The following is a 25,457-nucleotide window of genomic DNA, read 5'->3' as shown; positions in this document are numbered from 1 at the left end:
GGTTATTTAGAGGCTTTCGCCTTCTTTGCTTTCTGCATAGGGTTACTGCCGTAGGAAGCGCCCCTTGCGGCTTTACTTCTTTCGAATAGTTCGAACCTCGAAGGGATGCTTTGTCGAGGGAAGTAATTATTATTCAGGTCGGTATCTGCAGTTTCCAGCATGGGGTCCAGAATAATATTGGTGACTTCTTTTTCAAAGGCAAATACTTTGCTAACCTCCTCTTCGTTTTTTCTCCAAATTTCAGCGGGAATAAAAGCAGTTTCATGACTACCATCCTCAAAGTCAAATTGTAAAATGATGGGCATTACCAATCCTCCCACATTTTTAAAATCCAATTGATAGAAATTCAAGTCGCTATTTAATAATGCTTTGTCCTTTTCAGAAAGTTTGGTAATAAAGGTTTTATAAGCTTTTCGCTGTTCGTCGGTCGTTTTGTAGGGATCGTAGGAGTTATAGAAATCACGAAGATCCGGACGCTCATCATCCACCCGGGTAGTCAATTGCTTATTTCGCTCTTTGCTGATACTTTTCTCTCTTTTTTCTGCCTTCGCTTTTGCAATTGGGTTCTCTACATCCGGATTTTTTGTATTCAACTTATACCACTGTACATTTTCCAAAGAGATATCCACATGATCAGTCGAATAGAACCAGCCTTTCCAGAACCAGTCCAAATCCACGGCTGAGGCATCCTCCATCGTTCTGAAGAAATCCTCCGGCGTTGGATGTTTGAAAGCCCATCTTTCCGCATAAGTTTTGAAAGCGTAATCAAAAAGCTCCCGGCCCATTACCGTTTCTCTTAAAATATTAAGTGCTGTAGCGACTTTGGCGTAAGCGTTGGAGCCAAATTGCTTCAATTGTTCTGAGTTGGTCATGACCGGAACGATATTATCCGGATTGCCTTTCATATACGGAACAATTTTGGACGGAGCCCCTCTTCTTGAAGGATAATCATGCTCCCATTCCTGCTCTGTTAAGAATTGAAGGAAAGTATTCAATCCCTCATCCATCCAGGTCCATTGGCGTTCATCGGAATTGATGATCATTGGGAAATAATTATGTCCTACTTCGTGGATAATTACGGAGATCATCCCGTACTTCGTTCTTTCTGAATAGGTGCCATCCTCGGCCACACGTCCGTAATTGAAGCAAATCATCGGGTATTCCATTCCATTAGCTGCTTCGACGGAAATCGCTACCGGATAGGGGTAGTCAATGGTATATTTGGAATAGGTGCGAAGGGTATGAGCCACTACTTCTGTGGAGTATTTATAATATAACTCATAGGCTTCTTTTGGGTAATAAGACATGGCCATTACCTTCTTATTGTTCAACTGTACCCCCATGGCATCCCACACGTATTTTCTGGAACTACCAAAAGCAAAGTCGCGCACATTTTCGGCCTTATAAACCCAGGTTTTTTCTCCTTTAAGTTGTTTCTTTTCTGCTTTTTGGGCCTCATCTTTGGTCACAATCAATACCGGGCGATCCGCAGTTTGAGCTTTTTCCCATCGTTTCAACTGTGTTGGATTCAGGATTTCTTCCACATTCTGAAGTTCGCCTGTCGCACAAACGATATGGTCTTCCGGAACGGTAATGGCGACTTCGTAATCCCCGAAGGTCAGCGCAAACTCCCCGGAACCCAGGAATTGTTTATTTTGCCAGCCATTCACATCATCATATACACACATTCTGGGAAACCACTGACAAATGGTATAAAGGTAATTTTCATCTTTAGGAAAATACTCATAGCCGGAACGTCCGCCCAATTGCATCCGGTCATGGATATTGTACCACCATTTCACATCAAAAGTAACAGAAGCACCAGCAGCCAAAGGCTCAGGTAAATCTATACGCATCATGGTTTTGTTGATGGTGTAGGGTAGCGCATTGCCCGCAGCATTTTTCACTTCTTCAATATGAAAGCCCAGATCCTGATCATGTCCCATGAAGCGGTTGATCTGGCCGGAAGACATTTTTTCATTAATCTCACTTGGCGCAATTTTAAAAGAATCCGAGTCTTTGTTTCTCATGTTCTGATCCAGCTGCAACCAAAGGTATTGCAGGGCATCCGGGGACTGGTTGTGGTAAGTGATGGTTTCCTGTGCATCAATGCGCTGTCGTTCATCATCCAAGTGCACTGCTATTTTGTAGTCAGCGCGTTGTTGCCAATACTGGTGGCCGGGAGCTCCGGATCCAGTTCGGTAGAGGTTTGGCGTGGCCAGGTCATTGCCCAGCTGCTCGAACTTACGGCCTTTGTAGGGGCTGTAAGCCTCTTGCGCAAAAGTGATCATCGGCCACAAGCACGCAATCGCAAGCAAAATTCGTTTGTTCATAAAAAAAGCAAGATAGGTAAGGTTAAGAAAGGGTTACCAAAATTTGGCCTGATACATCAAAATCACCGAGACGGTCAGGATAGCAATCGTCCAGGTAGGCTTCCAATAGTGGTAAAATTTTTTATTGATTAAAGTAAATAGCTGAAATAGTAAGAAATAAGCAATAACAATCACCACCTGACCGGCTTCTAAGCCCAGATTAAAGGCAAGTAGCGGGGTGAAAATATCCTGTGAACGGCCCAATAGAGATTGCAGGTAGGAGGAAAATCCTAGTCCGTGGATTAAGCCGAAAGCCAAAATCACGGCATAGGCCCATCCGTAGCCGGATTTTTTGGTAGTACCACTTTTTAACTGAAATAAGTGGGTGACGCCCGTAATGAAAATAGTGAGTGGAATTAAAAACTCTACATAGTCACCGTTTACTTTCACAATGCGAAATGTAGCCAGCGCCAGAGAAATACTGTGCCCCACAGTAAAAGCAGTTAGTAATCCCAGAATTTTTTGCCATTGTCTGATTGTGAACGAAAGACAGAGGGCAACGACGAAAAGTAAATGGTCGTATCCATCCAGGTCCAAAATGTGCAACCAGCCCATTTCAAAAAAGGTAGAAAATGTGCTCATTTGTAAAAAAGAAGTCTAAAAAAAGGAAAATATAGTCTGTATGGCGAGTGAAAAGCGTGGCTTTAGCTCAGCCAATAATTTGTTAATTTACAAAAAATACCCTTTTTGCTGTTCAAATTTTACCCAAATCCCCGAAAATGAGAAAATTTTATATTGTCGGCGTCTTTTTGTTATCATTGGTTACTTTAAGTAATCCCGTATATGCTCATCCCTATCATATTAGTTTGTTGGACATGAAATATGATGTGGAAGAGAAAAGAATTGAAATGGAGGGCAAAGTTTTTCTGGATGATTTGGCCGATGCCATTTTGAGGGAACAGCAATTAAAGGTGGATTGGGAAATGGGAATTCCAGAGGAAGCGGTGGAAGCTTATTTTTTGGAACATGTTAAAATTCAATGGGAAGGAGATGCACGGGAAATTCGGTTTGTAGGGATGGAAATTGAGGATGATGCCTTGTGGGTGTATTGCTATGTGGAAAAGGTTAAGCCCAGGGGAGTTTTAGAAGTGAAGAATACCATACTTTTTTCAGAATTTGATGATCAGCAAAACCTGGTGCATTTTCAGGATGAAGTGGGTTTGAGGTCAGAACGATTGCATAGCGGGAGAAAATTAGTGGCTTTCCCGCTACGTAAGGTTTAACCATCAAAATGAAATTTTTCGTAAACTTCCCACACATTTCCATCATGTTTGAGTAGTGTAATGTATTTAACCTGAATGGTTTGTGTGTATTGTTTTTCTTTGAAGAAATTCCAGGCCTCTGGAAAAATAGCCTTTTTTAAATCCCGAAATGCAATAGTAAAATGTGGGCGGAAAGGACGTTCTTTATAGTCGGCATTGAATAGGTTGAGTTCTCGCTTCATCATTTTTTTCAGCTTAGTCTGTAAATTGGACAATTCCATACTTTGCTTTACATCTACAAAAATTACACGAGGGGGGAATTGGTTGAAATTATTTAATTCAATTTCAAAGCCAGTTTCTTGGCTTGCAAAATTGGAAATTGTCGTTTTTAATTGATTTAATTTTTTCTTTTTCCATAAAAAAGGCATGTGTAAAGTGAGGTGTGGAGGTGACTTTAGGGCCCCACTTGTTGAAAAATGTGTTGCCGCCTCCAGCTTAAACTGATGGAGGTCATGAAATACTGGTTCCTCAGGCACGATGGCGATAAAAAATCGGTCAGTTTCTTTATTTTTCATGATTTATTGCATTGTATGTTTGAAAAGAAAAGTAGCGATTATCTAATATTGCAAAGGTTTGCAGTTAGAAGAATTTTCATGTATTATTACCGATAATTAACACTTTTTTAGTTTAATTAAGCGTTAAAAATTTTCTGCAGCAAATTTCAACAGTTCAGCTTATTATTTCACCTTTTGTATGTCAAAATTTAACAGGACCAACAAAGTAACCAATAGGAGAATTTCAAAAAGTAGCATTTCCAAAACGCTTCTTGTGGAGGTTTCTTGGGAGGTATGTAATCAGGTGGGGGGAATTTATACGGTGATCCGTTCCAAGGCTCCTACGATGGTTAAAAAGTGGGAAGAGAATTATACCCTGTTGGGTCCATATGTACATGATCAAGCACAGGCGGCTTTTGAGCCACTACCATTGGAGGAGTCCAATGCGGTGTGTCGGGCAGTAAAAAGGATGCAAGAGTCCGGATTGGACGTACATTATGGCGAGTGGTTGGTTACCGGAAAACCAAAGGTGGTTTTGGTAAATCCCAATTCTGTATATGATCGTCTGGGTGAAATTAAATACAATCTTTGGGATCATCATGGGATACCGTTGCCTTCACAGGATGACTGGTTGGATAAGTCAGCGGCATTTGGAGAGTTGAGCAGAATCTTCTTCAGTATTTTAGCAGAGGAAGAGACCTCCAAAAATATCATCGGTCATTTCCATGAGTGGATGTCTTCCACTGCAATTCCTGAATTGCGCTATGAAGGCGTGAATATCTCAACGATCTTCACCACTCATGCCACCATGTTGGGGCGTTATTTGGCGGCCAATGATCAGGAGTTTTATCATCACCTGCCATTCTTTGATTGGGAGAAAGAAGCGATCAATTTCAATATTGAGCCACAGGTTCGGATTGAGCGCGCAGCGGCACACGGTGCACATGTATTGACGACCGTATCAGAGGTGACGGGGCAGGAATGTATCCATTTGTTGGGCAGAAAGCCGGATGAGATTACCCCGAACGGCTTGAATATTGAGCGTTTTACTGCCCTGCATGAATTTCAGAATTTACATAAAGAGTATAAGGAGAAAATCCATCAGTTTGTGATGGCTCATTTCTTCCCAAGCTATACTTTTGATTTAGATAATACGCTTTATTTCTTTACTTCGGGTAGATTCGAGTATAAGAATAAAGGTTTTGATACCACTTTGGAAGCTTTGGCGAAATTAAACTATCGCCTGAAGCAAGAACAAAGTGATGTGAACGTGGTGATGTTTTTTGTGACAAAACGGCCATACCAGTCGGTGAATCCGGACGTATTGCATTCGCGTGCGGTGATGGAGGAGTTACGCCATACCACTAAGATGATTCAGAATCAGATTGGAGAGCGCCTGTTCTATGCAGCGGCATCTTCGGATGATCACAAACTTCCGGAGCTGAATGAGTTTGTGGATGAGTATTGGAAATTACGTTTCCGTCGTACTTTACAGTCCTGGAAAAGTGGTGGATTGCCATCGGTAGTGACCCACAATTTGTACGACGATCATAATGATGAGATCCTGAACTTCCTGCGTTCTTCTAATTTGTTGAACCATGAGGATGATCGTGTGAAGGTGGTTTATCACCCGGATTTCATTTCTCCTTCCAGTCCTTTGTTCGGTATGGAATATGGGCAGTTCGTTCGTGGTTGTCATTTGGGAGTATTCCCATCTTACTATGAGCCATGGGGTTATACGCCACTGGAGGCGATGGCTTCCGGAGTGCCTTCGGTGACTTCTGATTTGGCAGGTTTTGGTGACTATGTGGTGAATAACCTGCAGGATCATGAAGAAAAAGGGATTTATGTAATTGACCGTAAGAATGCGAACTTTGATGCAGGTGCGGATCAGTTAGCTTATAAATTACACAAATTCATTAAGATGGATCGCCGTCAGCGTATTTCTCAGCGAAATAAGACGGAACACAACTCCACTTTCTTTGATTGGCATAACCTGATTCACCATTACGATAAGGCACACAATCTGGCGATTACCAGAAATAAGAAAGGAATGTAGTCCTTTTAGAAAATATAAAATGAACCGTGGGTATTTAGCCTGCGGTTTTTTTATGGGCTGAAATTCCGGGATAAAAAAAGCAGCCTTCCGGAGAAGACTGCTTTATTATTTTTTTAGGAATCTCCTTATTCTGCAGGAGTATCATCATCATCAGAAATGGATTTACGCATATCCGTATCCGCCTGGATATTTTGGAATTTGTAGTAATCCATAATGCCCATGTTTCCGCTTCTGAAAGCTTCGGCCATCGCTAATGGAATGGTGGTTTCCGCTTCAATTACTTTTGCACGCGCTTCCTGCGTTTTCGCTTTCATTTCCTGCTCAGCTGCCACCGCCATTGCTCTTCTTTCCTCGGCTTTTGCTTCCGCTACTTTCAAGTCAGCCTGTGCCTGATCTGTCTGAAGGGTTGCTCCAATGTTTTTCCCTACATCCACATCGGCGATATCAATCGACAGGATTTCAAAGGCTGTTCCGGCATCCAATCCCCGCTGCAATACCAGCTTGGAGATTTTATCCGGATTTTCCAATACCTCTTTGTGGGACTGGGCCGAACCGATGGAGGTTACAATACCTTCCCCTACACGGGCAAGGATAGTATCTTCACCTGCACCACCTACATATTGCTGGATGTTGGCACGTACCGTCACACGGGCAGTGGCAATCAACTGAATACCATCAGCGGCTACAGCCGCCACTTTAGGGGTAGTGATCACTTTTGGATTTACAGAAATCTGAACGGCTTCGAACACATCACGACCTGCCAAATCGATGGCGGTAGCTTTTTGAAAGTCCAGTCCAATATTGGCCTTGTCTGCTGAGATCAATGCTCTGACAATATTGTAAACATCTCCCCCCGCCAAATAGTGGGTTTCCAAATCATTGGTGGAGATTTTCAATCCCGCTTTAGTAGCGGTAATCAATGGATTAACGATGGTACTTGGTGGTACCTTTCTAATTCTCATAGCGACCAATTCTCCCAATGAAATCCGAACACCCGAGAAAAGGGCGGTGATCCATAGGTTAACAGGAACAAAGTATAGAAAGAGAAATAATAAAAATATTCCTAAAATAATAGGAACTACCAGACCGAATGAGCCCATAAATTTAACTTAAAGGTTGTACGATTATTTTATTGCTTTCAATGGAAATAATTTCAATGGATTGGCCAGCTTCCAGGAATAATCCTTTGGTGGTGACTTCCACTTCCATATCGCCGAAAAGTGCTTTACCTACCGGTTTCAAATCTGAAACAGCTTCGCCTTGCTCTCCTACAGAAAGGCCAAGGTTATCCCGGGTATTGACTTTGCTTTTAATGGCATCGGTATTGGCCATTTTTAACCAAGGCTTGGACTGAAAAGCATAGATTGATAATAGTCCTCCCGCTACGCCAGTACCCAATAATACCCAGTGGCCGGTATCACTTCCAAATTCGCTATAGGTCATGAAAACACCCCCAATCACGGATAGCACTCCTATAATTCCCACGAAAGTAGTGCCCGGAATAAAGATGATTTCGACAATGATCAGCAAAATGCCGATAAAAATTAAAAGGCCAATTAACCACATAGGAAAAGCTGTTATTTATGATCCCAATATAAGCTTTTGTGTAAATATTAGTAGCGGCTTTTGTAAGATATTAGGGTGGGAGAGTTATTATTTTAGTGAAAAATCAATATTTACTAAAATAAATTGGATTTGGTTAAGGTTGCACTTTAAATAAAGCCTCGGGGCTGTCAAAACGGAAATATTGGCGGAGGGTAATTTCCCACAAATAGAAGCTCGCCACTGTATTGTAAGGAGAGAATTTTGCGGCCAGCTTTTCAAAAATTTCCGGATTCATTTCCTCCCTTTGAAAGAGCCATTGCATGCCTTTCCTTAAGGCCAGGTCTCCGTAGGAATGAACGTCCTGACGCTGTAGGGTAAATATCAGGAACATTTGGATGGTCCAGGGGCCTACACCTTTGATGGGCAGGAGAAGGTGATGAATTTCTTTATCCGAAAGTTGCTGCAAAAATTCCGGAGTGAATTGCTCCGGTTTTTCGATAAAAGCCTTTGCAATTTCCCGACAGTATTTGGCTTTGGCATTGGATAATCCACAGCTTCTCAGTACTTCAAATTCCAGCGCTAAAAGGGCCTTTGGATCAGGTGTCTGCTCAAATAATTGTAAAAAGCGGTGGTAAATCGTATTGCCCGCGGCAAAAGAAACTTGTTGGTAGATGATATTAAAAACCAGGCCCAGAAAAGGATCGGGAACGATTTCCCGTTCCGGAATCTCCGGGACTAATTCCATTAATAAATTCATTTCCGGAATGCTTTGCAGGTGCTCTATGGCCTCGGCTTTGATTTCAAATTTCATGATTCCATTTGCTTTTTCAGGGCAAACAGCTCATCACGCAATTTGGCTGCGGTAATAAAATCGAGGTCTTTGGCCGCCTTTTCCATTTCCTTTTGGGTTTTGGCGATCATCTTTTCGATGTCCTCCTTCTTTGCATACTGCAGTACAGGATCGGCTGCCAGGGTTGGCTCCGGATCTTCGACATAGTATTCTTTAGGCTCTGCTTTGCTGTCGGCCACTTTGGTCTGCCCCAGAATTTCTTCTTTGGATTTTCGTACTGTTCTAGGCGTGATCCCGTGCTCCTCATTGTAAGCGGCCTGAATACTGCGACGTCGGTTGGTTTCTTCCATGGCCGTATTCATAGAGTCCGTGATACGATCGGCATACATGATTACAGTACCGTCTGCATTACGGGCGGCGCGACCGATGGTCTGAATCAGGGATTTGGTCGAACGCAGGAAGCCTTCTTTGTCTGCATCCAGAATGGCGACCAGGGATACTTCCGGCAAATCCAGTCCTTCCCGCAGCAGGTTTACCCCCACCAATACATCATAGGTTCCCAGGCGAAGATCCCGAAGGATTTCTACCCGATCCAGGGTTTTTACTTCCGAGTGGATATAGGCACATTTTACATTGGCTCTTTCCAGGAACTTGGTCAACTCCTCGGCCATTCTTTTGGTCAATGTCGTTACCAAAACCCTTTCATCCTTCTGAATGCGATTGTCAATTTCTTCCATCAAATCATCAATCTGATTAATGGAAGGGCGTACCTCAATTTTTGGGTCCAGCAAGCCGGTCGGGCGGATAATCTGCTCTACGATGATGCCCTCAGAATTACGAAGCTCGTAATCTGCCGGTGTGGCGGAAACGAATACCATTTGGTTGATCATTCCCTCAAATTCTTCAAATTTCAGTGGCCGGTTGTCCATGGCTGCCGGCAGGCGGAAGCCATAATCCACCAGATTTACTTTTCTGGCGCGGTCTCCCCCATACATGGCCCTTACCTGTGGGATGGTCACATGGCTTTCATCAATCATGATCAGGTAATCCTCCGGGAAATAATCCAGCAAACAGAAAGGGCGTTGCCCCGGCTTTCTTCGATCAAAGTAACGGGAATAGTTCTCCACGCCGGAGCAATAGCCCAGTTCGCGGATCATTTCCAGATCAAATTCCGTACGCTCCTGAATTCTTTTGGATTCTTCCACCCGTCCCTCCTCATCAAAGAAACGGATTTGTTTGACCATATCATCCTGAATTTCCTTAATGGCCGTTTGGATGGTGTCTTTACCGGTTACGAATAAATTGGCTGGGAAAATGGTGGTAGTCTGCTCGTCGGAAAGCTTTCTTCCTGTTTCCGGGTCAATGGTTTGTATGGCTTCAATTTCATCTCCCCAAAAATAGAAGCGGTAGGCGAAATCGGCATAAGCCAGGTACAAATCCACCGTATCACCCTTTACACGGAAGGTTCCTCTTTTAAAGTCCGATTCCGTCCTGCTGTACAAAATGTCCACCAAAGCAAAAAGGAATTGATTTCGGGGAACGCTGTCTCCCACTTTAAAGGAAAGTACATTTTTGCCGAATTCCTCCGGATTTCCGATACCATAAATACAAGATACGGAGGCCACTACAATGATGTCCCGACGGCCGGTGAGTAATTGAGAAGTGGCTTTTAAACGCAACTTTTCAATTTCTTCATTGATCATCAGGTCTTTTTCAATGAAGGTATTGGTGGCAGCGATGTAGGCTTCCGGCTGGTAGTAATCGTAATATGAAATGAAATACTCCACCGCATTTTCCGGGAAAAATTGCTTGAATTCTCCATAAAGCTGGGCTGCAAGTGTTTTGTTGTGTGCCAATACCAGCGTCGGACGTCCTGACTCCGCAATCACGTTGGCCATGGTAAAGGTTTTACCTGTTCCCGTGGCGCCCAGAAGGGTTTGAAATTTTTCCTGCCCCTCGATTCCTTCCACCAATTGCGCAATGGCCTGGGGCTGGTCTCCCATGGGTTTGTATTCCGAAGTCAGTTTGAAGTCCATATGGATGTTGATTTTGATTGGAGGGTACTCAATAATATCGCGGTTTTTTGCCGAAATAGCCAGCCTTTACGCTTCTTCCCCGGTTTTTTCCGCCTGCCAGATTTCCCAGCTTTTCTCCGCCTGAAGCACCAGCATTTCATAGCCATTTTTCGCTTTTGCGCCTTTTCTCAGGCCTTCCTGCATAAAGGCGGTGATTTCCGGATTATACACCAAATCATAAAGAAAATGTTGATCGGTAATTTCTTCATAGGGCAGATCCGGCTTTTCTGCTTCATTCGGGAAAGTGCCCAGCGGAGTGGTGTTGACCACCAATTTACACTGCTTTAAAATCTGCGGATTTTCAGCAATTTCCGTATAAGTATGGTCGGCATTTTCGGCGGAACGAGAGACCATCTTGACCGTGATGCTCAGGTCTTCCAGTGCAACCCTTACGGCTTTGGAAGCTCCACCAGTTCCCAATACCAATGCGGTTTTGATCTCCGATTGTTGGTCTCCCAGCCATTTTTCAAGGGAATTTTTAAAGCCATAATAGTCGGAGTTATACCCTTCCAACTGACCGTTCTCCAAAATTCTCACCACATTTACCGCTCCAATTTTCTTCGCACTTTGATCCAGCCGATCCATAAAAGGGAGTACCTCATTTTTATATGGAATGGTGACGTTGATGCCCTGCAGTCCGGCAGTCTCCTGAATGAGTTTTGGTAGAGCAGCTATTTCCGGAATTTCAAAAAGGTCATATTGGCAATCCTCAATTTCCTCTTTTTTAAATTTCTCAGTGAAATACTTTTTAGAGAAAGAATGGGTCAGTTTTTTGCCGATTAATCCAAATTGTTTCATAAAAAATGCGGTCGGTTTATTTCAATTTAGCTTTTCCACGAGCAGCGACATAATCCAGGCCATATACAAAGGCTATGGCCCCGAATATGCAGGCAATGGCGATGATGGTTTGCGGTTCGCCCTCATAAGTGGAAGGTAAAATATTTTTGGTAATTAAGGGTACTTGCTCTCCATGAGAATTGGTGCGGAAGGATAATACCGCTTTCCATGGCCATACTTTGTTCAGTGAACCGATCATGAAACCTGCCAAAAGTGCTACGGCAAGGTCATGGTATTTGGCCAGTAGCCAGGAGATAAATCGGCTGAATAAACCCAACCCCAGGATACATCCCATACCAAAAACGGCGATTACATCCAGTTTAAAGTCTTTAATGGCGTTGAGGATAAATTCATATTTCCCCAAAATCAGTAAAAGAAAGCTTCCTGAAATTCCGGGCAAAATCATGGCGCAGATGGCAATGGCTCCGGATAAAAAAATGTACCCATATCCTTCTGGCGTTTCGGTGGGGGTGGCTACCGTTACCAGGTAGGCAGTTAAAATGCCCAAAATTCCACTTAACAGCACTTTCCAATTCCAGTTCCGGATTTGTTTACTGACCAGAATGGCGGAGATGATGATTAGTCCGAAGAAAAAAGACCAGATGGGAATTGGGTGATTCCCTAAAAGATAGGTGATGACTTTCGCCAAAGAGATGACACTAGTGGCTATCCCGGCAAAAAGTATCAGAAGGAAGGTTCCGTTGATATGATTCCAGAAGCCTTTTATATCCAATTTAAATAAAAGCCGGATGGCTGTGGCATCCACGGATTTAATGGAATTAATCAGCGTTTCGTAAATGCCGGTAATAAAAGCAATGGTTCCGCCGGAAACACCCGGTACTACATCGGCTGCGCCCATGCCCATGCCCTTCAAAAATAAAGTGAAATAAGATTTCATGATTAATAATCGTCTTTGCTTGGATCAAGCCATTTTTTGCAGCCTAAGCCGAATTATTCACCGCTAAATTCATCAGATCAAGCCAGAGGGCTTATCTTCAGTCCATTATTGGTGTTTTTCTTTGATTTTTAATAGCCCAAATTCGGGCAGGCTTACTTTCTCTTCATTCCTCTGCTTCTTTGGCAAAAACTCGAAATCGGAAAAATTCCTTCATTTTTCCCGCCTTGCAGCTCAACGAGGATTTAAGCAGGCCTAATTCGGGCTAAATATACCCAAATGCCGTCGATCAAAAAATAAAAAAGCGAAGACCCCGGAGAATCTTCGCTTTTGGTAAGGAGGCGCTATAAATTACTGGATAGCTTCCTCAATGTTTTTGTTGGAAAGGAAATCCATGAAGGTGTCTCCTCTCAATCCTAAGCGAATGGTCTCCAAAGGAATTACCTCATTAGGGGCAAGGTTTCCTAGGTTTACATTTGGCCCGCAAAGCTTGATAAACCAAACCTGCTGCCCTTTCTTAGGGGCTTCCCAAATAATTTTTTCTGAAGGGATTTTGGTCAAAATTTCTTCCACCAAACCCGAGCGTACTTCACCGGAGGAACGGAACAAGCCCACATTGCCACCTTCACGCGCTTCTCCAATAACCTTCCAGGCACCGGCATCCAATTCCGCCTGCATAAACTCAATCCACTTATAAGGAGGAATGATTTTTTCAGCATCTTTGGACCCTACTTCAGAAAGCACAGTGAAATCCTGTGCCAGTCTCGAAATGTATTCACACTTTACATCGTGTGGCAATTCGATGGATCCGTCAGAAACTTCCACATATTCCACCCCGAATTTCTGCATGGTGCGGATATAGTCATCAAACTGTCCGCGAACCAAAAAGGCTTCAAATAATGTTCCACCAAAATAGGTAGGGATTCCTGCTTCCTTATAAAGGTTGATTTTTTCCTGAAGATTAGGAGTCACCGCAGAAGTTCCAAACCCCAACTTAACGATATCCGTGTAAGCTCCTGCAACGCTTAAGAAGTCTTCCACTTCTCTTAAAGAAAGACCCTTATCCATGACCATGGTAAAACCAGACTGTCTTGGCTTTTGGGTTCTCTCTGGAAGATCCTTCAAAAAGTAGTTCATTCTATCTGATCTTTTCTATACTGATTAATAAATTCAAACAAGGCCTTTTGCGTTTTCCTGGAAGGAAAAAAATCCAAAAGGGCATCGAATTTTTCCTGATCCAGCGAAAGAGCGGTTTTCAGGTAATCGATGGCTTCGTCGTATTGGTGTCCGAGTAATAAATAAGCGGCTGCAATATAGTGCAGTCGCGCATTTTTCTCGAGTATTTGCATACCCTCAGACACTTTCTCAAAGGCTTTGGAAAAATCATTGCGCTGGTAATACATCATGGACCAGTGCACATACAATTCCTCATTAATGCCTCCAATGGAACGGGCTCTTTCAAAACAAAGCTCCGCCTTTTCCCAATTATTGAGCATGCGTTCGGCTTCCGCCGCAATCATCCAATAAACGGGCTTGTCCTCCGTTAGCGCAATGGCTTTTTCAATAAAGTGTTTTGCCTCCGAAGGACGGTCGGTTTTGATACAACAGGAAGCCAGGCCAAACCAGCCGTCATCGTAATTTTTATCAAAACTAACTGACTTTTTATAATGGCGGGAAGCCTCCCGGGTAAGCCCCTGATGCTCATACGCCGCGCCAAGATAGCAATAAGTTTCACCGGAACTCCCTTCCAGCTCCAAAACTTTTTCGTAACAACGGATCGCCTTGTCGAATTTTTCCAAATTCATGTAAACATTGCCCAGGTTGAAGTGGGCAGAGGCAAAATCGTCTTCCAAAGTTATGGCAAAATCGTAAGCATTTACCGCTTTATCCAAATGGTCAAGCTTACAACACACCACGCCAAGATTAAACCAGGCGGTAGCGGAAAACGGATCTAAATCCAGATAATGCTCGTAGCACCTCATGGCCTCCTCCGGTCGGTCGACCATTTCGAGGTTATAGCCCAGGTCTAACCAGACATTTTCCAGATTAGGGTCAATTTCCAGCGCCTTGTTAAAGTTTTCAATGGCGATTTCGGGTTTTTGAGTGGCCTGCGCAACCAAACCCAAATTATAATGGATTTCGGCAGGTTCGTGGTGATAGAGCAAGGCTTGTTGTAAAGCATCTTCTGCCTGCTCATATTTTTCAGTAATGATCAGAATCTCCCCTTTGGCGGTCAGTAAGTCCGCATTGGTAGGGCTCATCATTAATCGTTGATCTAAAATGGAGAGGGCATCATCGTATTGAAGCATGAAGGATTTGATTTCTACCAGCATTAGTTGGGCTTCTTCCGAAAAAGGAAACTGCTCCATTAATACTTCTTCCAAATGATTCAATCCTTCCTCATGAGCGTTCTCCACAAAGATCTCCAGCAATAATTCACATTGCTCAAGACTAAGCATAGGCATGCTGCCTTCGGAAATTTCTTCCAAAAAGGCATTGGCCAGTTCTTGCTTTTCTTTCTTTTTGTGATTCGGCTCTTTCATATCTTTCCTTCAGTGCACTATTTCACCAATGATCCTAAATAATTGGAAAATTGGTGATAACCAAACCCATTATATGAAAAATATTTAATGGATTTCGTCAAATGTCCTCAAAATTGATTTCTAATCAAAGGAATTAAGGGGGAGAAGCGTATAAAACCGCTTCGATGCAAGGTAATTAGGTGTCGAAAGATTGGCAAGTCCAATCCAGGGTTTCCGCTAAGGGACGGAACTGAAAGTCCAGAAAGTCCATGACTTTGTCACTGGAGTAATAATTACTTTCGCCCACCTGCCTAATCATGTCTTTGCTGATTTTGGCCTGTCGACCGGAAATTAGTCCAATAAGCTTTTCTATAGCACGGAGGGAGGTAAGTCTTTTTTTGCCAATTTTTTTCAAAGACATGGTCAGGCCCCAGCGTTGGCGCACTTCCTTGAAAAATTCCTGATAGCCCTTAGAGGCAGCAGAAAGAATGAAACGTTCACCCAAAATTTCCTTTTCCATAAGTAAACGGACCACCTCTGCCACATCCCGGACATCCACCAGAGAAATCGTTCCCTCGGTATAGAAACGGTTGCCTTCTTTGAGATAGGCCAGTAATTTACCGGAACTTTGATTTGCCGGGCAGGGGCCCAAAACCACCGAGGGGTTTACGATGACGGCATTCAGGCCTTCATAAACACCTCTCCATACCTCCATTTCCGCTCGCTGCTTACTTAAGGCATAGGCAGATGATCCATCAGACTTTTCTTCCCAATGGTGGCTTTCATCGGTAATTTCCCCTTCCGGGGCATTCCCAATGGCGGCTATAGAGCTGATGTGAACAAATTGTTTGATTTGTTTTTCCAGCGCCAGATTGACCAGTTGGTGCGTACCCTGAATATTAGTGTGGTACATTTCGGAAGGGTCTTCATCGCCGAAGGATACCATGGCCGCGGCATGGACAATTTTGTCAACTCCTTCCAGCTGTTGTTCCAGCCACAGGAGGTCCATCAGGTCACCTTCCACCCACTCTATCAGATGCGCTACATCTTCCAAAAGCTTCATATTACTTTGAGCTCTTTTCAGACAGCGAAGCTGATGTCCGTGTAGCAATAATGACCGACAAATATAGCTGCCGATGAATCCTGTAGCGCCGGTGACAAATACCATAAAATCCGGAGTTGTTGTATCGTTTTAATTACCCGCAGAGCCTATCCCGATAAGGAAAGGGGAAGGATGCGTCAGAAAAATATCCCGTAAATATCATGAAAAAAAAGGATATTCAGGCCTGGTGAATATCCTTTTTGGCTTTATAGCCCTTCCGCGGCTTTGTATGCTGCAAAAGTTGGTAGGATTTTATCTTTATCGGAGATATTGGGCTGTTGGATCAAATCACTGCCCCAATCAATGTTTAATTCCGGGTCATTGTAAATAATGCCGCCTTCCGCCTCTTTATTATAGCCATTGGTGCATTTATAGCTAAAAATACTGTCTTCCAAAGCCAGAAAGCCGTGTGCAAAGCCGGGTGGAACATAGAACTGATTATGTTTTTGGGCATCTAAAATGCAGGAGTCCCATTGACCAAAAGTAGAAGAGTCCGGTCTGAGGTCTACCGCAATATCCAGTACTTTTCCCATGACTACACGCACCAGTTTTCCCTGGGCATGAGGATCGCGCTGAAAGTGTAATCCCCGGAGTACTCCTTTGGTAGAAAAAGACTGATTGTCCTGAACAAATTTTTCCTTAATTCCGGCATTCATGTACTTTTCTTCCGAATAAGATTCTAAAAAATACCCCCGGGCATCTCCAAAAACGTCCGGTTGGATTTCCACCAATCCGGCTATACTTGTTTCTATTACTTTCATTGCATCATTTTTATAGTCGTAAATATTGGGAAATAGATTAGCAAATCAAACTGATCTGCTACTTGACTGTTTTTAGGATTTTTTAGCGGATCGTTGGTAATAGTGAAAAAAATAGGAAAAAGAATACTTTTTGAACCTCTTTGCTTTATTTCAATAAAAAGTTTTTGTTATCGAGGCAAATTAATCGAGTTAGATCCCAACGAAATGCAATTTAACTTGTTTAGCATACGAACTAAACCAACAAGTTATGAATCACCAATACTATAAAAATTTTATAGTGCTGCTGATCTTCGTTTTTGCTGTCACGCTTTCTTTTGGACAGGGATCGACTACCTCGAGTATGAATGGTCGGGTAACAGATGAAAATGGAGATGCGCTGCCGGGCGCCACGGTTGTTGCGACGGACACCAGGACCGGAGCAGAATACGGAAGTATTACTGATTTTAATGGATTTTATCGTATCAATGGGATGAGCGTAGGGGGACCATATAAACTGGAGGTCTCTTTTGTCGGTTATGACGCTTATTTAAAAGTTGATTTATTTTTGACCTTAGGGCAGACTTTCAAGGTGGATGTGGCCATGGGCGAATCGGTTATGGCGCTGGAGGGGGTGGAAGTAACCGCTTCCGCTGAGGACGATTTTGATGGCAACCGAACGGGAGCGCAGACAGTGGTTGGTTCAGATAAGATTGAAGCCTTACCAACAGTGGCCAGGGACCTGAATGATTTTACCCGCCTGACCCCACAAGCGAAAGTCGATAACAATGGCGGCTTATCTATTGCAGGGATTAATAACCGTTATAATGCTATTTTTATTGACGGAGCAGTAAATAATGACGTTTTTGGACTCTCCTCCCAGGGGACCAATGGTGGGCAGACCGGTATTTCACCGGTTAGTATTGATGCCATTGAACAATTCCAAGTGGTGATCGCACCTTATGATGTGCGCCAGGGTGGCTTCGCCGGTGGAGGGATTAATGCGGTGACCCGTTCCGGTTCAAATCAATTTGAAGGTTCGGCTTATTGGTTGTTCAGGAATCAGAACATAGCAGGAAAAACGCCGACGGATGACCCCAATGTGGAGCGGGAGAAGCTTTCTGACTTTTCTGCTCAAACCTATGGCGCCAGACTGGGCGGCCCGATAATAAAGAATAAGCTGTTTTTCTTCGCTAATGTAGAGATACAAAGAGATGAAACGCCTCAGCCATATAATCCTGTCGGCTATCTGGGTGACACCGATGCCGCTGGCCTGGATGACTTGCGACAAGCTTTAATTTCTCGTTACGACTATGATCCGGGAGATTTCAGAAACAATACGCAGGAACTGCGGGGAGAGAAATTTTTATTGAGATTTGATTATAATATCAATCGCAATCATAAGCTGACCGCCCGCCATTCTTACACCAAAGGAGAGGCGCTGCAGCCTGACCGTTCGAGTAACACCAGTATCAGTTATTTCAATGCAGGACGTACTTTCCCTTCCGTTACAAATTCTACCGCTATTGAGCTGAACAGTAACTTCGGTTCTAAATTTTCCAATAATCTCATTTTAGGTTATACCCATGTATTGGATGACCGAACCTGGCTGGGGGGAGCCTTTCCTTCTGTACAAATTACAGACGGAGCCGGTAGAATTACTTTTGGTTCTGAGCCATTTTCCACCGCCAATAAGTTGGAGCAGGATATTTTTACGATCACCGATAACTTTAGTATTTATAAGGGGCGGCATACCATCACGATCGGAACGCATAATGAGTTTTATAAGTTATTCAATCTTTTCGTTCGCCAGAATTTTGGGGAATATAGTTATAACTCTGTGGCAGATTTTTTAACCGGAGACACCGATTCTACCGCGGTGGTACAGTATAGAAGAGGGTACTCCATTTTAAACCCACCGGCTTTAGGCAATGAAAATACCACTTCGGCAGCAGACTTTAATGCGATGCAGTTGGGCTTTTATGTTCAGGATGAAATTGAAGTCAATGATAAGTTGAAGGTGACCGCCGGATTACGGGTCGATATTCCCATTTATACTGATGACCCTATAGAAAATACTAAATTTAATCAGGAGACACTTCCTCAGATCGCAGCAGCGGGTTGGGATGTGAATGGCGTAAAATCAGGCCAGCTATTTAAAGTGCGGCCCTTGTTTGCGCCCAGGGTAGGTTTCAATTTTGATGTATTTGGCAATCAAACCACTCAGCTGCGCGGTGGTACCGGAATTTTTAACAGTAGAATTCCTTTGGTTTGGTTAGGAGGAGCATACACCAATACCGGTTTGTCAGTGGGTACTTATACGGCAGATGATCGTTTTTTTGATCCCGATATCAGTAAGCAGCCGCCATTTGGTCCATTTCCCGATAATCCGGAACCTTCCGGACAGATGGATTTATTCCGTGATGATTTTAAATTGCCCCAGGTATGGAGATCCAACCTTGCGGTGGATCAAAAATTACCTGCTGGTTTAGTGGCTACGGTAGAGTTTATGTATACCAAAACACTGAATGATGTGGTCTATAAAAATTTAAATGTGAGTCCTAATCCCTCAGGTAATTTGGAAGGTCCGGGAGATCAGCGCCCGTTTTATGATCGTGCCAATAGAATAGACGCTGATTATACGGATATTATTTTGGGAGAAAACACGAGTAAAGGGCATTCCTATAATATTTCTGCCACCATAAAACAAAGTACCGCTTTTGGTTTGGATTGGAGTCTCTCTTATACCTATGGGCAAAGTAAAGTATTGACTGACGGTACTTCCTCCCAAAACTCTTCCCAGTGGAGATTTACTGAAAACGTTAATGGTAAAAATAATCTGGATTTATCTTTTTCTGATTTTGATCCGGGCCACCGAATTGTGGGTTTTGTTTCTTATCGAAAAGAATACCTGAAAAGCATGGCGACCACCATTTCCCTATTTGGGAATGCTGAATCGGGAAAACGATTTTCTTATGTTTATGGCGGGTCCACCGTGCAGGGGACTGATGGCACCACCAAAAGAGGTACAGGTCAAATTGCTTTTGATGATCCGGGGTCTTCCACCACAACCTCTGATTTGATTTATGTTCCCCGATCTGCAGACGAAATTAATTTGATTGACTATGTGCAGGATGGACGTACGATCACTGCTGAAGAGCAGTGGGAGCAATTGGATGCCTATATTCGTGGCGATGATTACCTTTCTGAAAGAAGAGGAGATTATGTGGAAAGAAATGGGGACCGCTTGCCTTTTACCTTTACTATGGACTTAAAATTGGCGCAGGAATTCTTCATCAATACCAATAATGGCAGAAGACATAAACTGACAGTTTCGTTTGATATTTTCAACTTCACTAATTTCCTGAATAAAGATTGGGGTAGAAAGTATTTCATGAGTTTTGATCAATTTCCTCTGATCCGAAATGTTGGCGGAGAAGGAACTGATCGTCCTGAGTTTATTTTTAATACGCCTTCAGGAGATATCTGGAATATTGATGATTCGGGTGTGAACGGCGCCAGATGGCAGGCACAGTTAGGGGTGAGGTATACGTTTTAACACGAATGATTCACCGCTAGATTCAGTGGGTTGCTTAAAGTGTATTGATTTCAGTTTGTTGATATGATTATACTGATTTTCAATTAACCCAAATTTGGGGTGTGCTTGTATCCTTCTTATTTACCTACTTCTCTGGAAAAACCCGAAATAGGGAAATATGTCTTCATTTCCAGCCCGGCAGCTAAAGGAAGATTTAAGCCTTATATTGGCTTGGATCCGGTCAAAAAATAAAAAAGCGCAAGAGGTTCGTTGAGACGAGCCTCTTTTTTTTGTCTTATTAGGTAATTTTTTGGTTAAATACAAATACGATCTTTGGGTTTGGGTAAAAATGTTCTTTAAATAATGTTATTAAACCGTTAATTTTTTATTTGAAAATGGCGGCCAAATCACTTCAAACATTTATCAGGAAATTATGAAACCCTTCTTTATTTCTAAATACAAGGTCTTTTTTGTGTTTTGGTTAGCAGTATTTGTGCTGAATGGGGAGTTTTGAGCAATGTTGAGGTAAATCCTTCAAAGGAGGGAAGAAAGTAAAATTTACGCCCTGAAAAATATGAAAATTTATTGATCCGGGAAATGAGTATAAATTTGGGGAAATTTTAATACGAATTTTACTTAACCTACTTATCAAATGAGAAAAGGATTACGCCTTTTGATGTTCATGGCAGTGGTGTTGTTCTCCGCCACTTCCGTAATGGCACAAACCATTCTTCGAGGTAAAATTATCGAGGAAGGGAATGAAAGTGCTGTTATTGGGGCCAATGTTATTCTGGACGGAACCAGTCAGGGAACCATTACGAATGTGAATGGTAGTTTTTCATTGAAAACGGATGCTAAAGGACAACAAAGTCTGGTGATTTCATTCGTCGGAATGGAGACTAAAACAATTGCAGTGGATTTGAAAGGACAGGATCTGGACTTGGGTGCGATCAAGTTAGGGGCTGATGCTCTGGGCTTGGAAGAGGTTCAGGTGTTTGCTAACGTGGCGATTGATCGAAAAACTCCGGTGGCAGTTTCTACGCTAAAACCGCAGCAGATTGAGGAGAAGCTGGGAACAAAAGAATTTCCTGAGATTCTAAAATCTACTCCTGGTGTTTATGCAACCAAGCAAGGGGGAGGATATGGTGATTCCAGAATTAACCTGCGTGGATTCTCCTCAGCCAATATAGCAGTTATGATTAATGGAGTACCTGTAAATGATATGGAAAATGGTACGGTATATTGGTCTAACTGGGCTGGTTTGTCTGATGTGACCAGAAGTATGCAGGTACAGCGGGGGCTTGGAGCTTCCAAAGTGGCGGTGCCATCCGTAGGGGGAACCATTAATATTTTGACAAAAACCACCGATGCTGAAAAAGGTGGAAATGTTTATTACGGTATTGGTAATGATGGTAGAGAGAAAATTGGGGTGACTTTGTCCACCGGGAAAATGGATAATGGATATGCAGTAACTTTTTCCGGTTCTAAAACCAGCGGTCGTGGCTACGTGGATGCGACCGAGTTTGAAGGATATTCCTATTTTCTGAATATTGCCAAGCAGTTGAATGACCGCCATATGCTTTCTTTTACGGGTTTTGGAGCGCCTCAAACTCATGGGCAAAGAAGAACTTATCGGGAGATTGAAGATTACCAAAAGTATGGTGGTATCAAATATAATTCCGATTGGGGATATTTGGATGGCCAAAAGTATAACCTGAATACCAATTACTATCACAAGCCGCAGATTTCTTTGAACCACTACTGGAATATCAATGATCGTTCTAACCTTTCTACTTCGGCATATGTGTCGATTGGTAACGGTGGAGGAACCGGATTTTTGGGGACTACTAAAGATACGGATGCCTACAGAAGAGCGGATGGCTTAATCAATTTTGAGCAGATCAGAGACGAAAACATTTCTTTGGCTGAGCAGGGAGAAGGATCCGAAACGATATTGAGGTCTTCGGTAAATAACCATAAATGGTATGGTTTGCTATCGGTTTACGATAACAAGCTTACGGAGCATTTCACCTTTATGGGAGGTTTGGATGCCAGATATTATTTGGGGGAGCACTATAGAAAGGTAGATGATCTCTTAGGTGGGAATTATTTTATTGACGATAGTGACGTGAATAATCCTGAAAGAAAAACTATTCCTGGTGATAAGGTGGCTTATTATAATGATGGAGAAGTTTATTGGATGGGTACTTTCGGGCAATTGGAGTATTCCAAAGATAAATTATCTGCATTTGTGTCGGGAGCTGTTTCAAATACTACTTACTACCGAATAGATTATTTTCAGAAAGAAGCTGGAGATCAAAGATCTGATAGCTATGATTTTCTGGGTTATAGTGCAAAAGGCGGGTTGAACTATAATTTGACCGATCACCATAATGTATTTGCAAATACAGGCTACATTTCCCGCGCGCCATTTTTCCGCTCCGTATTCCCGGAAAATACCAATGCCGGAAATAAAGGGGCTGAGAATGAAAAAATTATTTCTTTTGAGTTAGGCTATGGCTACCGTGCTTCAAAATTAAGTGCCAATGTGAACCTTTATCACACTCAGTGGAAAGATAGATCTTTCACCAGAAATATTGATCAGGATTTAACCGCCAACCTTTTGGGGGTAAATGCTACTCACCAGGGGATTGAGGTGGATGCTTACTATCAGCCAACGCCAAAATTAAAAATCACCGGTATGCTTTCCGTTGGTGACTGGAGATGGGATAATGACTTGATCGATGTGCCGATTTTCGATCAAAATAATGAGGTGAAAGAGTATGTGAATATCTTCATTAAAGACCTGAAAGTAGGTAATGCAGCGCAAACTACCGCGGCTTTAGGTTTGGATTACGAATTGGTAAAGGGACTGAAAATAGGGGCTGATTATAATTTCTTCGGTAATAATTTCGCTGAATTTGATCCTACCAGAAGGAATGATTCAGAGGATCGTGCCGATGCCTGGAAAATGGAAGATTTTCACCTGGTGGATCTTAATGTTCGCTATACCTTTAATTTGGGTAAAACTTCCGCCACCATTTATGGAAACGTAGATAATTTGTTGGATGTGGAGTATGTGTCCGATGCCAGAGATGGTGCTGATCACACCGCTCAATCTGCACAGGTATTCTATGGCCTGGGAAGAACCTGGAACATGGGCATGAAACTTAAATTCTAATTTGAAGCAAAAATGAAAAAGACTTTATTATATATCATAGCCATAACTGCTGGATTTATGGCATGTGAGCCTTATTCGGATATTCACAAGGCGACAGAAGAAGATTTAAAGCTAAAGCGAGATGATGAGGCAATTCCTGCCTATTTAGTGATTTCCGAGGAAGAAAAATTATATACTTCCAAGGAGGAAGCCCATACGACCATCCCGGGCTATTTGATGGATAAGTATAATGCCAATCAATTTTCGGATCAAAAAGTGATGGAGGTGGAATATACTTTGCTGACGCAACGCCTTTCGCCAAAATTATATTTAAATGATGGAGATTATACGCTGACGGGAAATGAGTACTGTAAAGAGGAAGAGGGTTGGTTAGTTTCTGAAGAAGCGGCAACAGCGGAAATTACGCTGGAGGCTGCCGATTATTCCTTTGTGGGGTACAGATATCCAAATTTCAGCGCTTCAGATTATGAGGAAGGTGAATATCAGGGATATACTTATGACAGCCGATTGGTTGCGATGGTAAGTGATATTTTAGAGAACCATAGAAGTTATGATCGTAGCAAGGTGGTAGAGGTCATCTTTGCGGTTTATGATAAAGGAGAAGTAGAAGCGGATACCATGGCTTTTGAGGCTGGTAAAATTCAGGGTTGCGCTTATCATTTCCTGCCTGCGGATGATGTGGAAGCTAAAGTTGGTCAAATTTTGAATCATCATAATCAGGATGAGAGAGAAAGTAGCCAAATTGCGGTTTCTTACAAAGTAGGTGAAATTGGTGATGTGTCTACAGAGGAAGCCTTTTTTCAAAAAGGAGAAGCGGGTGCCTGGGCGGTAATCGAAGAAGGTGATTTAACACAGGAGTATTATACTTTGACCGGAGAGGATTATGAGGCTTTTGGATTTAATTATCCTAATTTTTCATCCTCTGTTCCTCAGGAGAATTACTTGCCCAGATTCCTGAATGCGAAATACCCTTATGCGCAATCCGGAGACAATCTGAGAATTAGTTATGATTATTATGGAGGAGGGGAGACGAAGGACTATTTGGTGGAATATGAGTTTGATGGCGAGGTATGGATGCAGTTAGCACCCTATGCTGAAAATCTTTCTTCAGTGGATAAATTTAAGTATTTGCACTCGGAAACGGCTTGGGTAGTTTCTTTGGCGCAAGTGATTAAGTTGGAAAAAGCGGATTATGAATTAACCGGAGATGATAAATACGGCAACTTTGGGTATTACGATAATAAAGAAGGAGAGTATCCGGAAGGAGTAGCAGTTGATAATATTATTGATGCGAAAATCAACCATATTCTGAACATGCATTATGAGGATCTTAAGAAAGATGGGCAAGAGGTGATTGTCTTCTATATGTATTATGATAACGGAACCAATGAGGTTTCAAGAAGCTACATTTATGAAGCGGCTACGGAGGCCTTCATTAAGCAATAATACCTAAGAGCAATCGCTCATTTGAGAATTTCAATATTTTTACAAAAGAGAGAGGCTTGCTTGCAGGTCTCTCTTTTTTTGATCCAAAAGTTTGAGTGAACAGCCTCTTTTTAGAGTTCGAATGAGGCGGAAATTTAATGGGGATAATTTACTGGTAGTTAGTGATTAGCTGATGGTGAGGGGAATAAGAAGGATTAGGATTATCCTTATTCCGTGTATTTTGTCCAGATTCGGTTTCCCGGAGGTTTTTTTTAGTGAAATTCAGTGGGATTTTGTTTAAAATTAAGAAATTTCAACAATTCGACCGATTAATCAAATTCTAATCTCTTTTTGCGTTTTATTTTAGTTTTTGGAAATTTATTCATAATCCCAACCGCTGATTTTGGACTTTTATATCCCTTAAAAAGGTTTGAGTAGAATAATAGTAAGGGGGTGGTAAATAAATGGTAACGCTCTCATTTGGGGATTAAAATCTTACCAAAAAAGGAGGGTAATAGGCCGATACAGAGCGCTTAAGCTAGATTAAAATGGCGTTTTTTGATCGCTTTGGTTTTACCGTTCTTTCGCCTTGTAATCAGAGGACTTTTTTTAGCCGAACATCT

Annotated in this window: 18 protein-coding genes; 5 read left to right on the top strand and 13 right to left on the bottom strand. The window is 42.5% G+C overall.

The genetic code is table 11. The features are described 5' to 3' along the window. Positions 1–2 precede the first annotated feature (2 nt). On the bottom strand, positions 3–2,333 hold the full coding sequence (locus AAA970_RS13375; protein WP_420916717.1) for a M1 family metallopeptidase: 2,331 nt from the start codon (positions 2,331–2,333) through the stop codon (positions 3–5). Positions 2,334–2,366: 33 nt separating this feature from the next. Next, positions 2,367–2,954, bottom strand: coding sequence for a HupE/UreJ family protein (locus AAA970_RS13370; protein ID WP_053406685.1), 588 nt, complete (start codon positions 2,952–2,954; stop codon positions 2,367–2,369). A gap of 137 nt (positions 2,955–3,091) precedes the next feature. On the opposite strand from AAA970_RS13370, the gene AAA970_RS13365 reads away from it, so the two are divergent. Continuing rightward, positions 3,092–3,595 (top strand): DUF6702 family protein, encoded by a 504-nt coding sequence (locus AAA970_RS13365; protein WP_338237484.1) that lies wholly within the window; start codon positions 3,092–3,094, stop codon positions 3,593–3,595. Here AAA970_RS13365 and AAA970_RS13360 read toward each other — a convergent pair. Beyond that, positions 3,592–4,149: a 2'-5' RNA ligase family protein gene (locus AAA970_RS13360; RefSeq protein ID WP_338237483.1), complete on the bottom strand. Its 558-nt coding sequence runs from the start codon at positions 4,147–4,149 to the stop codon at positions 3,592–3,594. The genes AAA970_RS13365 and AAA970_RS13360 overlap by 4 nt on opposite strands. A gap of 178 nt (positions 4,150–4,327) precedes the next feature. On the opposite strand from AAA970_RS13360, the gene AAA970_RS13355 reads away from it, so the two are divergent. After that, complete coding sequence (locus AAA970_RS13355) at positions 4,328–6,187, top strand: glycosyltransferase (protein WP_338237482.1); 1,860 nt, start codon at positions 4,328–4,330, stop codon at positions 6,185–6,187. A gap of 125 nt (positions 6,188–6,312) precedes the next feature. On the opposite strand, the gene floA is transcribed toward AAA970_RS13355, so the two are convergent. The 10 genes from floA to rfbC form a co-directional block, all read right to left on the bottom strand. Further along, a complete protein-coding gene (gene floA, locus AAA970_RS13350; protein WP_338237481.1) occupies positions 6,313–7,287 on the bottom strand; it encodes a flotillin-like protein FloA in 975 nt (324 codons plus the stop codon). A gap of 4 nt (positions 7,288–7,291) precedes the next feature. Continuing rightward, the gene (locus tag AAA970_RS13345) at positions 7,292–7,753 is read right to left on the bottom strand and encodes an NfeD family protein (protein WP_338237480.1); all 462 of its coding nucleotides are present in this window, start codon (positions 7,751–7,753) and stop codon (positions 7,292–7,294) included. Positions 7,754–7,886: 133 nt separating this feature from the next. Next, entirely contained in the window at positions 7,887–8,543 is a 657-nt protein-coding gene (locus AAA970_RS13340) for a DNA-3-methyladenine glycosylase family protein (RefSeq protein WP_338237479.1), read from the bottom strand. After that, the gene (gene uvrB, locus AAA970_RS13335) at positions 8,540–10,558 is read right to left on the bottom strand and encodes an excinuclease ABC subunit UvrB (protein WP_053406690.1); all 2,019 of its coding nucleotides are present in this window, start codon (positions 10,556–10,558) and stop codon (positions 8,540–8,542) included. Before uvrB ends, AAA970_RS13340 begins: the two co-directional genes overlap by 4 nt. Before the next feature lie 66 nt (positions 10,559–10,624). Next, positions 10,625–11,395, bottom strand: a complete 771-nt coding sequence (locus AAA970_RS13330; RefSeq protein WP_338237478.1) for a shikimate dehydrogenase family protein — start codon at positions 11,393–11,395, stop codon at positions 10,625–10,627. 16 nt (positions 11,396–11,411) lie between these two features. Then, a complete protein-coding gene (locus tag AAA970_RS13325; RefSeq protein ID WP_338237477.1) occupies positions 11,412–12,332 on the bottom strand; it encodes a polyprenyl-phosphate transporter in 921 nt (306 codons plus the stop codon). 348 nt (positions 12,333–12,680) lie between these two features. Then, the gene (locus tag AAA970_RS13320) at positions 12,681–13,466 is read right to left on the bottom strand and encodes a phosphosulfolactate synthase (RefSeq protein WP_053406693.1); all 786 of its coding nucleotides are present in this window, start codon (positions 13,464–13,466) and stop codon (positions 12,681–12,683) included. After that, a complete protein-coding gene (locus tag AAA970_RS13315) occupies positions 13,463–14,872 on the bottom strand; it encodes a tetratricopeptide repeat protein (RefSeq protein ID WP_053406694.1) in 1,410 nt (469 codons plus the stop codon). Before AAA970_RS13315 ends, AAA970_RS13320 begins: the two co-directional genes overlap by 4 nt. 175 nt (positions 14,873–15,047) lie before the next feature. Next, complete coding sequence (locus tag AAA970_RS13310) at positions 15,048–16,019, bottom strand: NAD-dependent epimerase/dehydratase family protein (RefSeq protein ID WP_338237476.1); 972 nt, start codon at positions 16,017–16,019, stop codon at positions 15,048–15,050. Between the two features lie 140 nt (positions 16,020–16,159). Beyond that, positions 16,160–16,714 (bottom strand): dTDP-4-dehydrorhamnose 3,5-epimerase, encoded by a 555-nt coding sequence (rfbC, locus tag AAA970_RS13305; RefSeq protein WP_053406696.1) that lies wholly within the window; start codon positions 16,712–16,714, stop codon positions 16,160–16,162. 247 nt (positions 16,715–16,961) lie between these two features. On the opposite strand from rfbC, the gene AAA970_RS13300 reads away from it, so the two are divergent. The 3 genes from AAA970_RS13300 (at position 16,962) to AAA970_RS13290 (ending at position 24,855) form a co-directional block, all read left to right on the top strand. Beyond that, entirely contained in the window at positions 16,962–20,249 is a 3,288-nt protein-coding gene (locus AAA970_RS13300; protein ID WP_338237475.1) for a TonB-dependent receptor, read from the top strand. A gap of 631 nt (positions 20,250–20,880) precedes the next feature. Continuing rightward, on the top strand, positions 20,881–23,409 hold the full coding sequence (locus AAA970_RS13295) for a TonB-dependent receptor (RefSeq protein ID WP_338237474.1): 2,529 nt from the start codon (positions 20,881–20,883) through the stop codon (positions 23,407–23,409). 12 nt (positions 23,410–23,421) lie between these two features. After that, positions 23,422–24,855 (top strand): hypothetical protein, encoded by a 1,434-nt coding sequence (locus tag AAA970_RS13290; RefSeq protein WP_338237473.1) that lies wholly within the window; start codon positions 23,422–23,424, stop codon positions 24,853–24,855. The last annotated feature ends 602 nt before the right edge of the window (positions 24,856–25,457 follow it).

It is taken from the genome of Persicobacter diffluens (assembly GCF_036244895.1).
Taxonomy (GTDB): domain Bacteria; phylum Bacteroidota; class Bacteroidia; order Cytophagales; family Cyclobacteriaceae; genus Persicobacter; species Persicobacter diffluens.
Note: the sequence above shows the minus strand (reverse complement) of the source record. Positions and strands in the feature narration are given on the sequence as shown.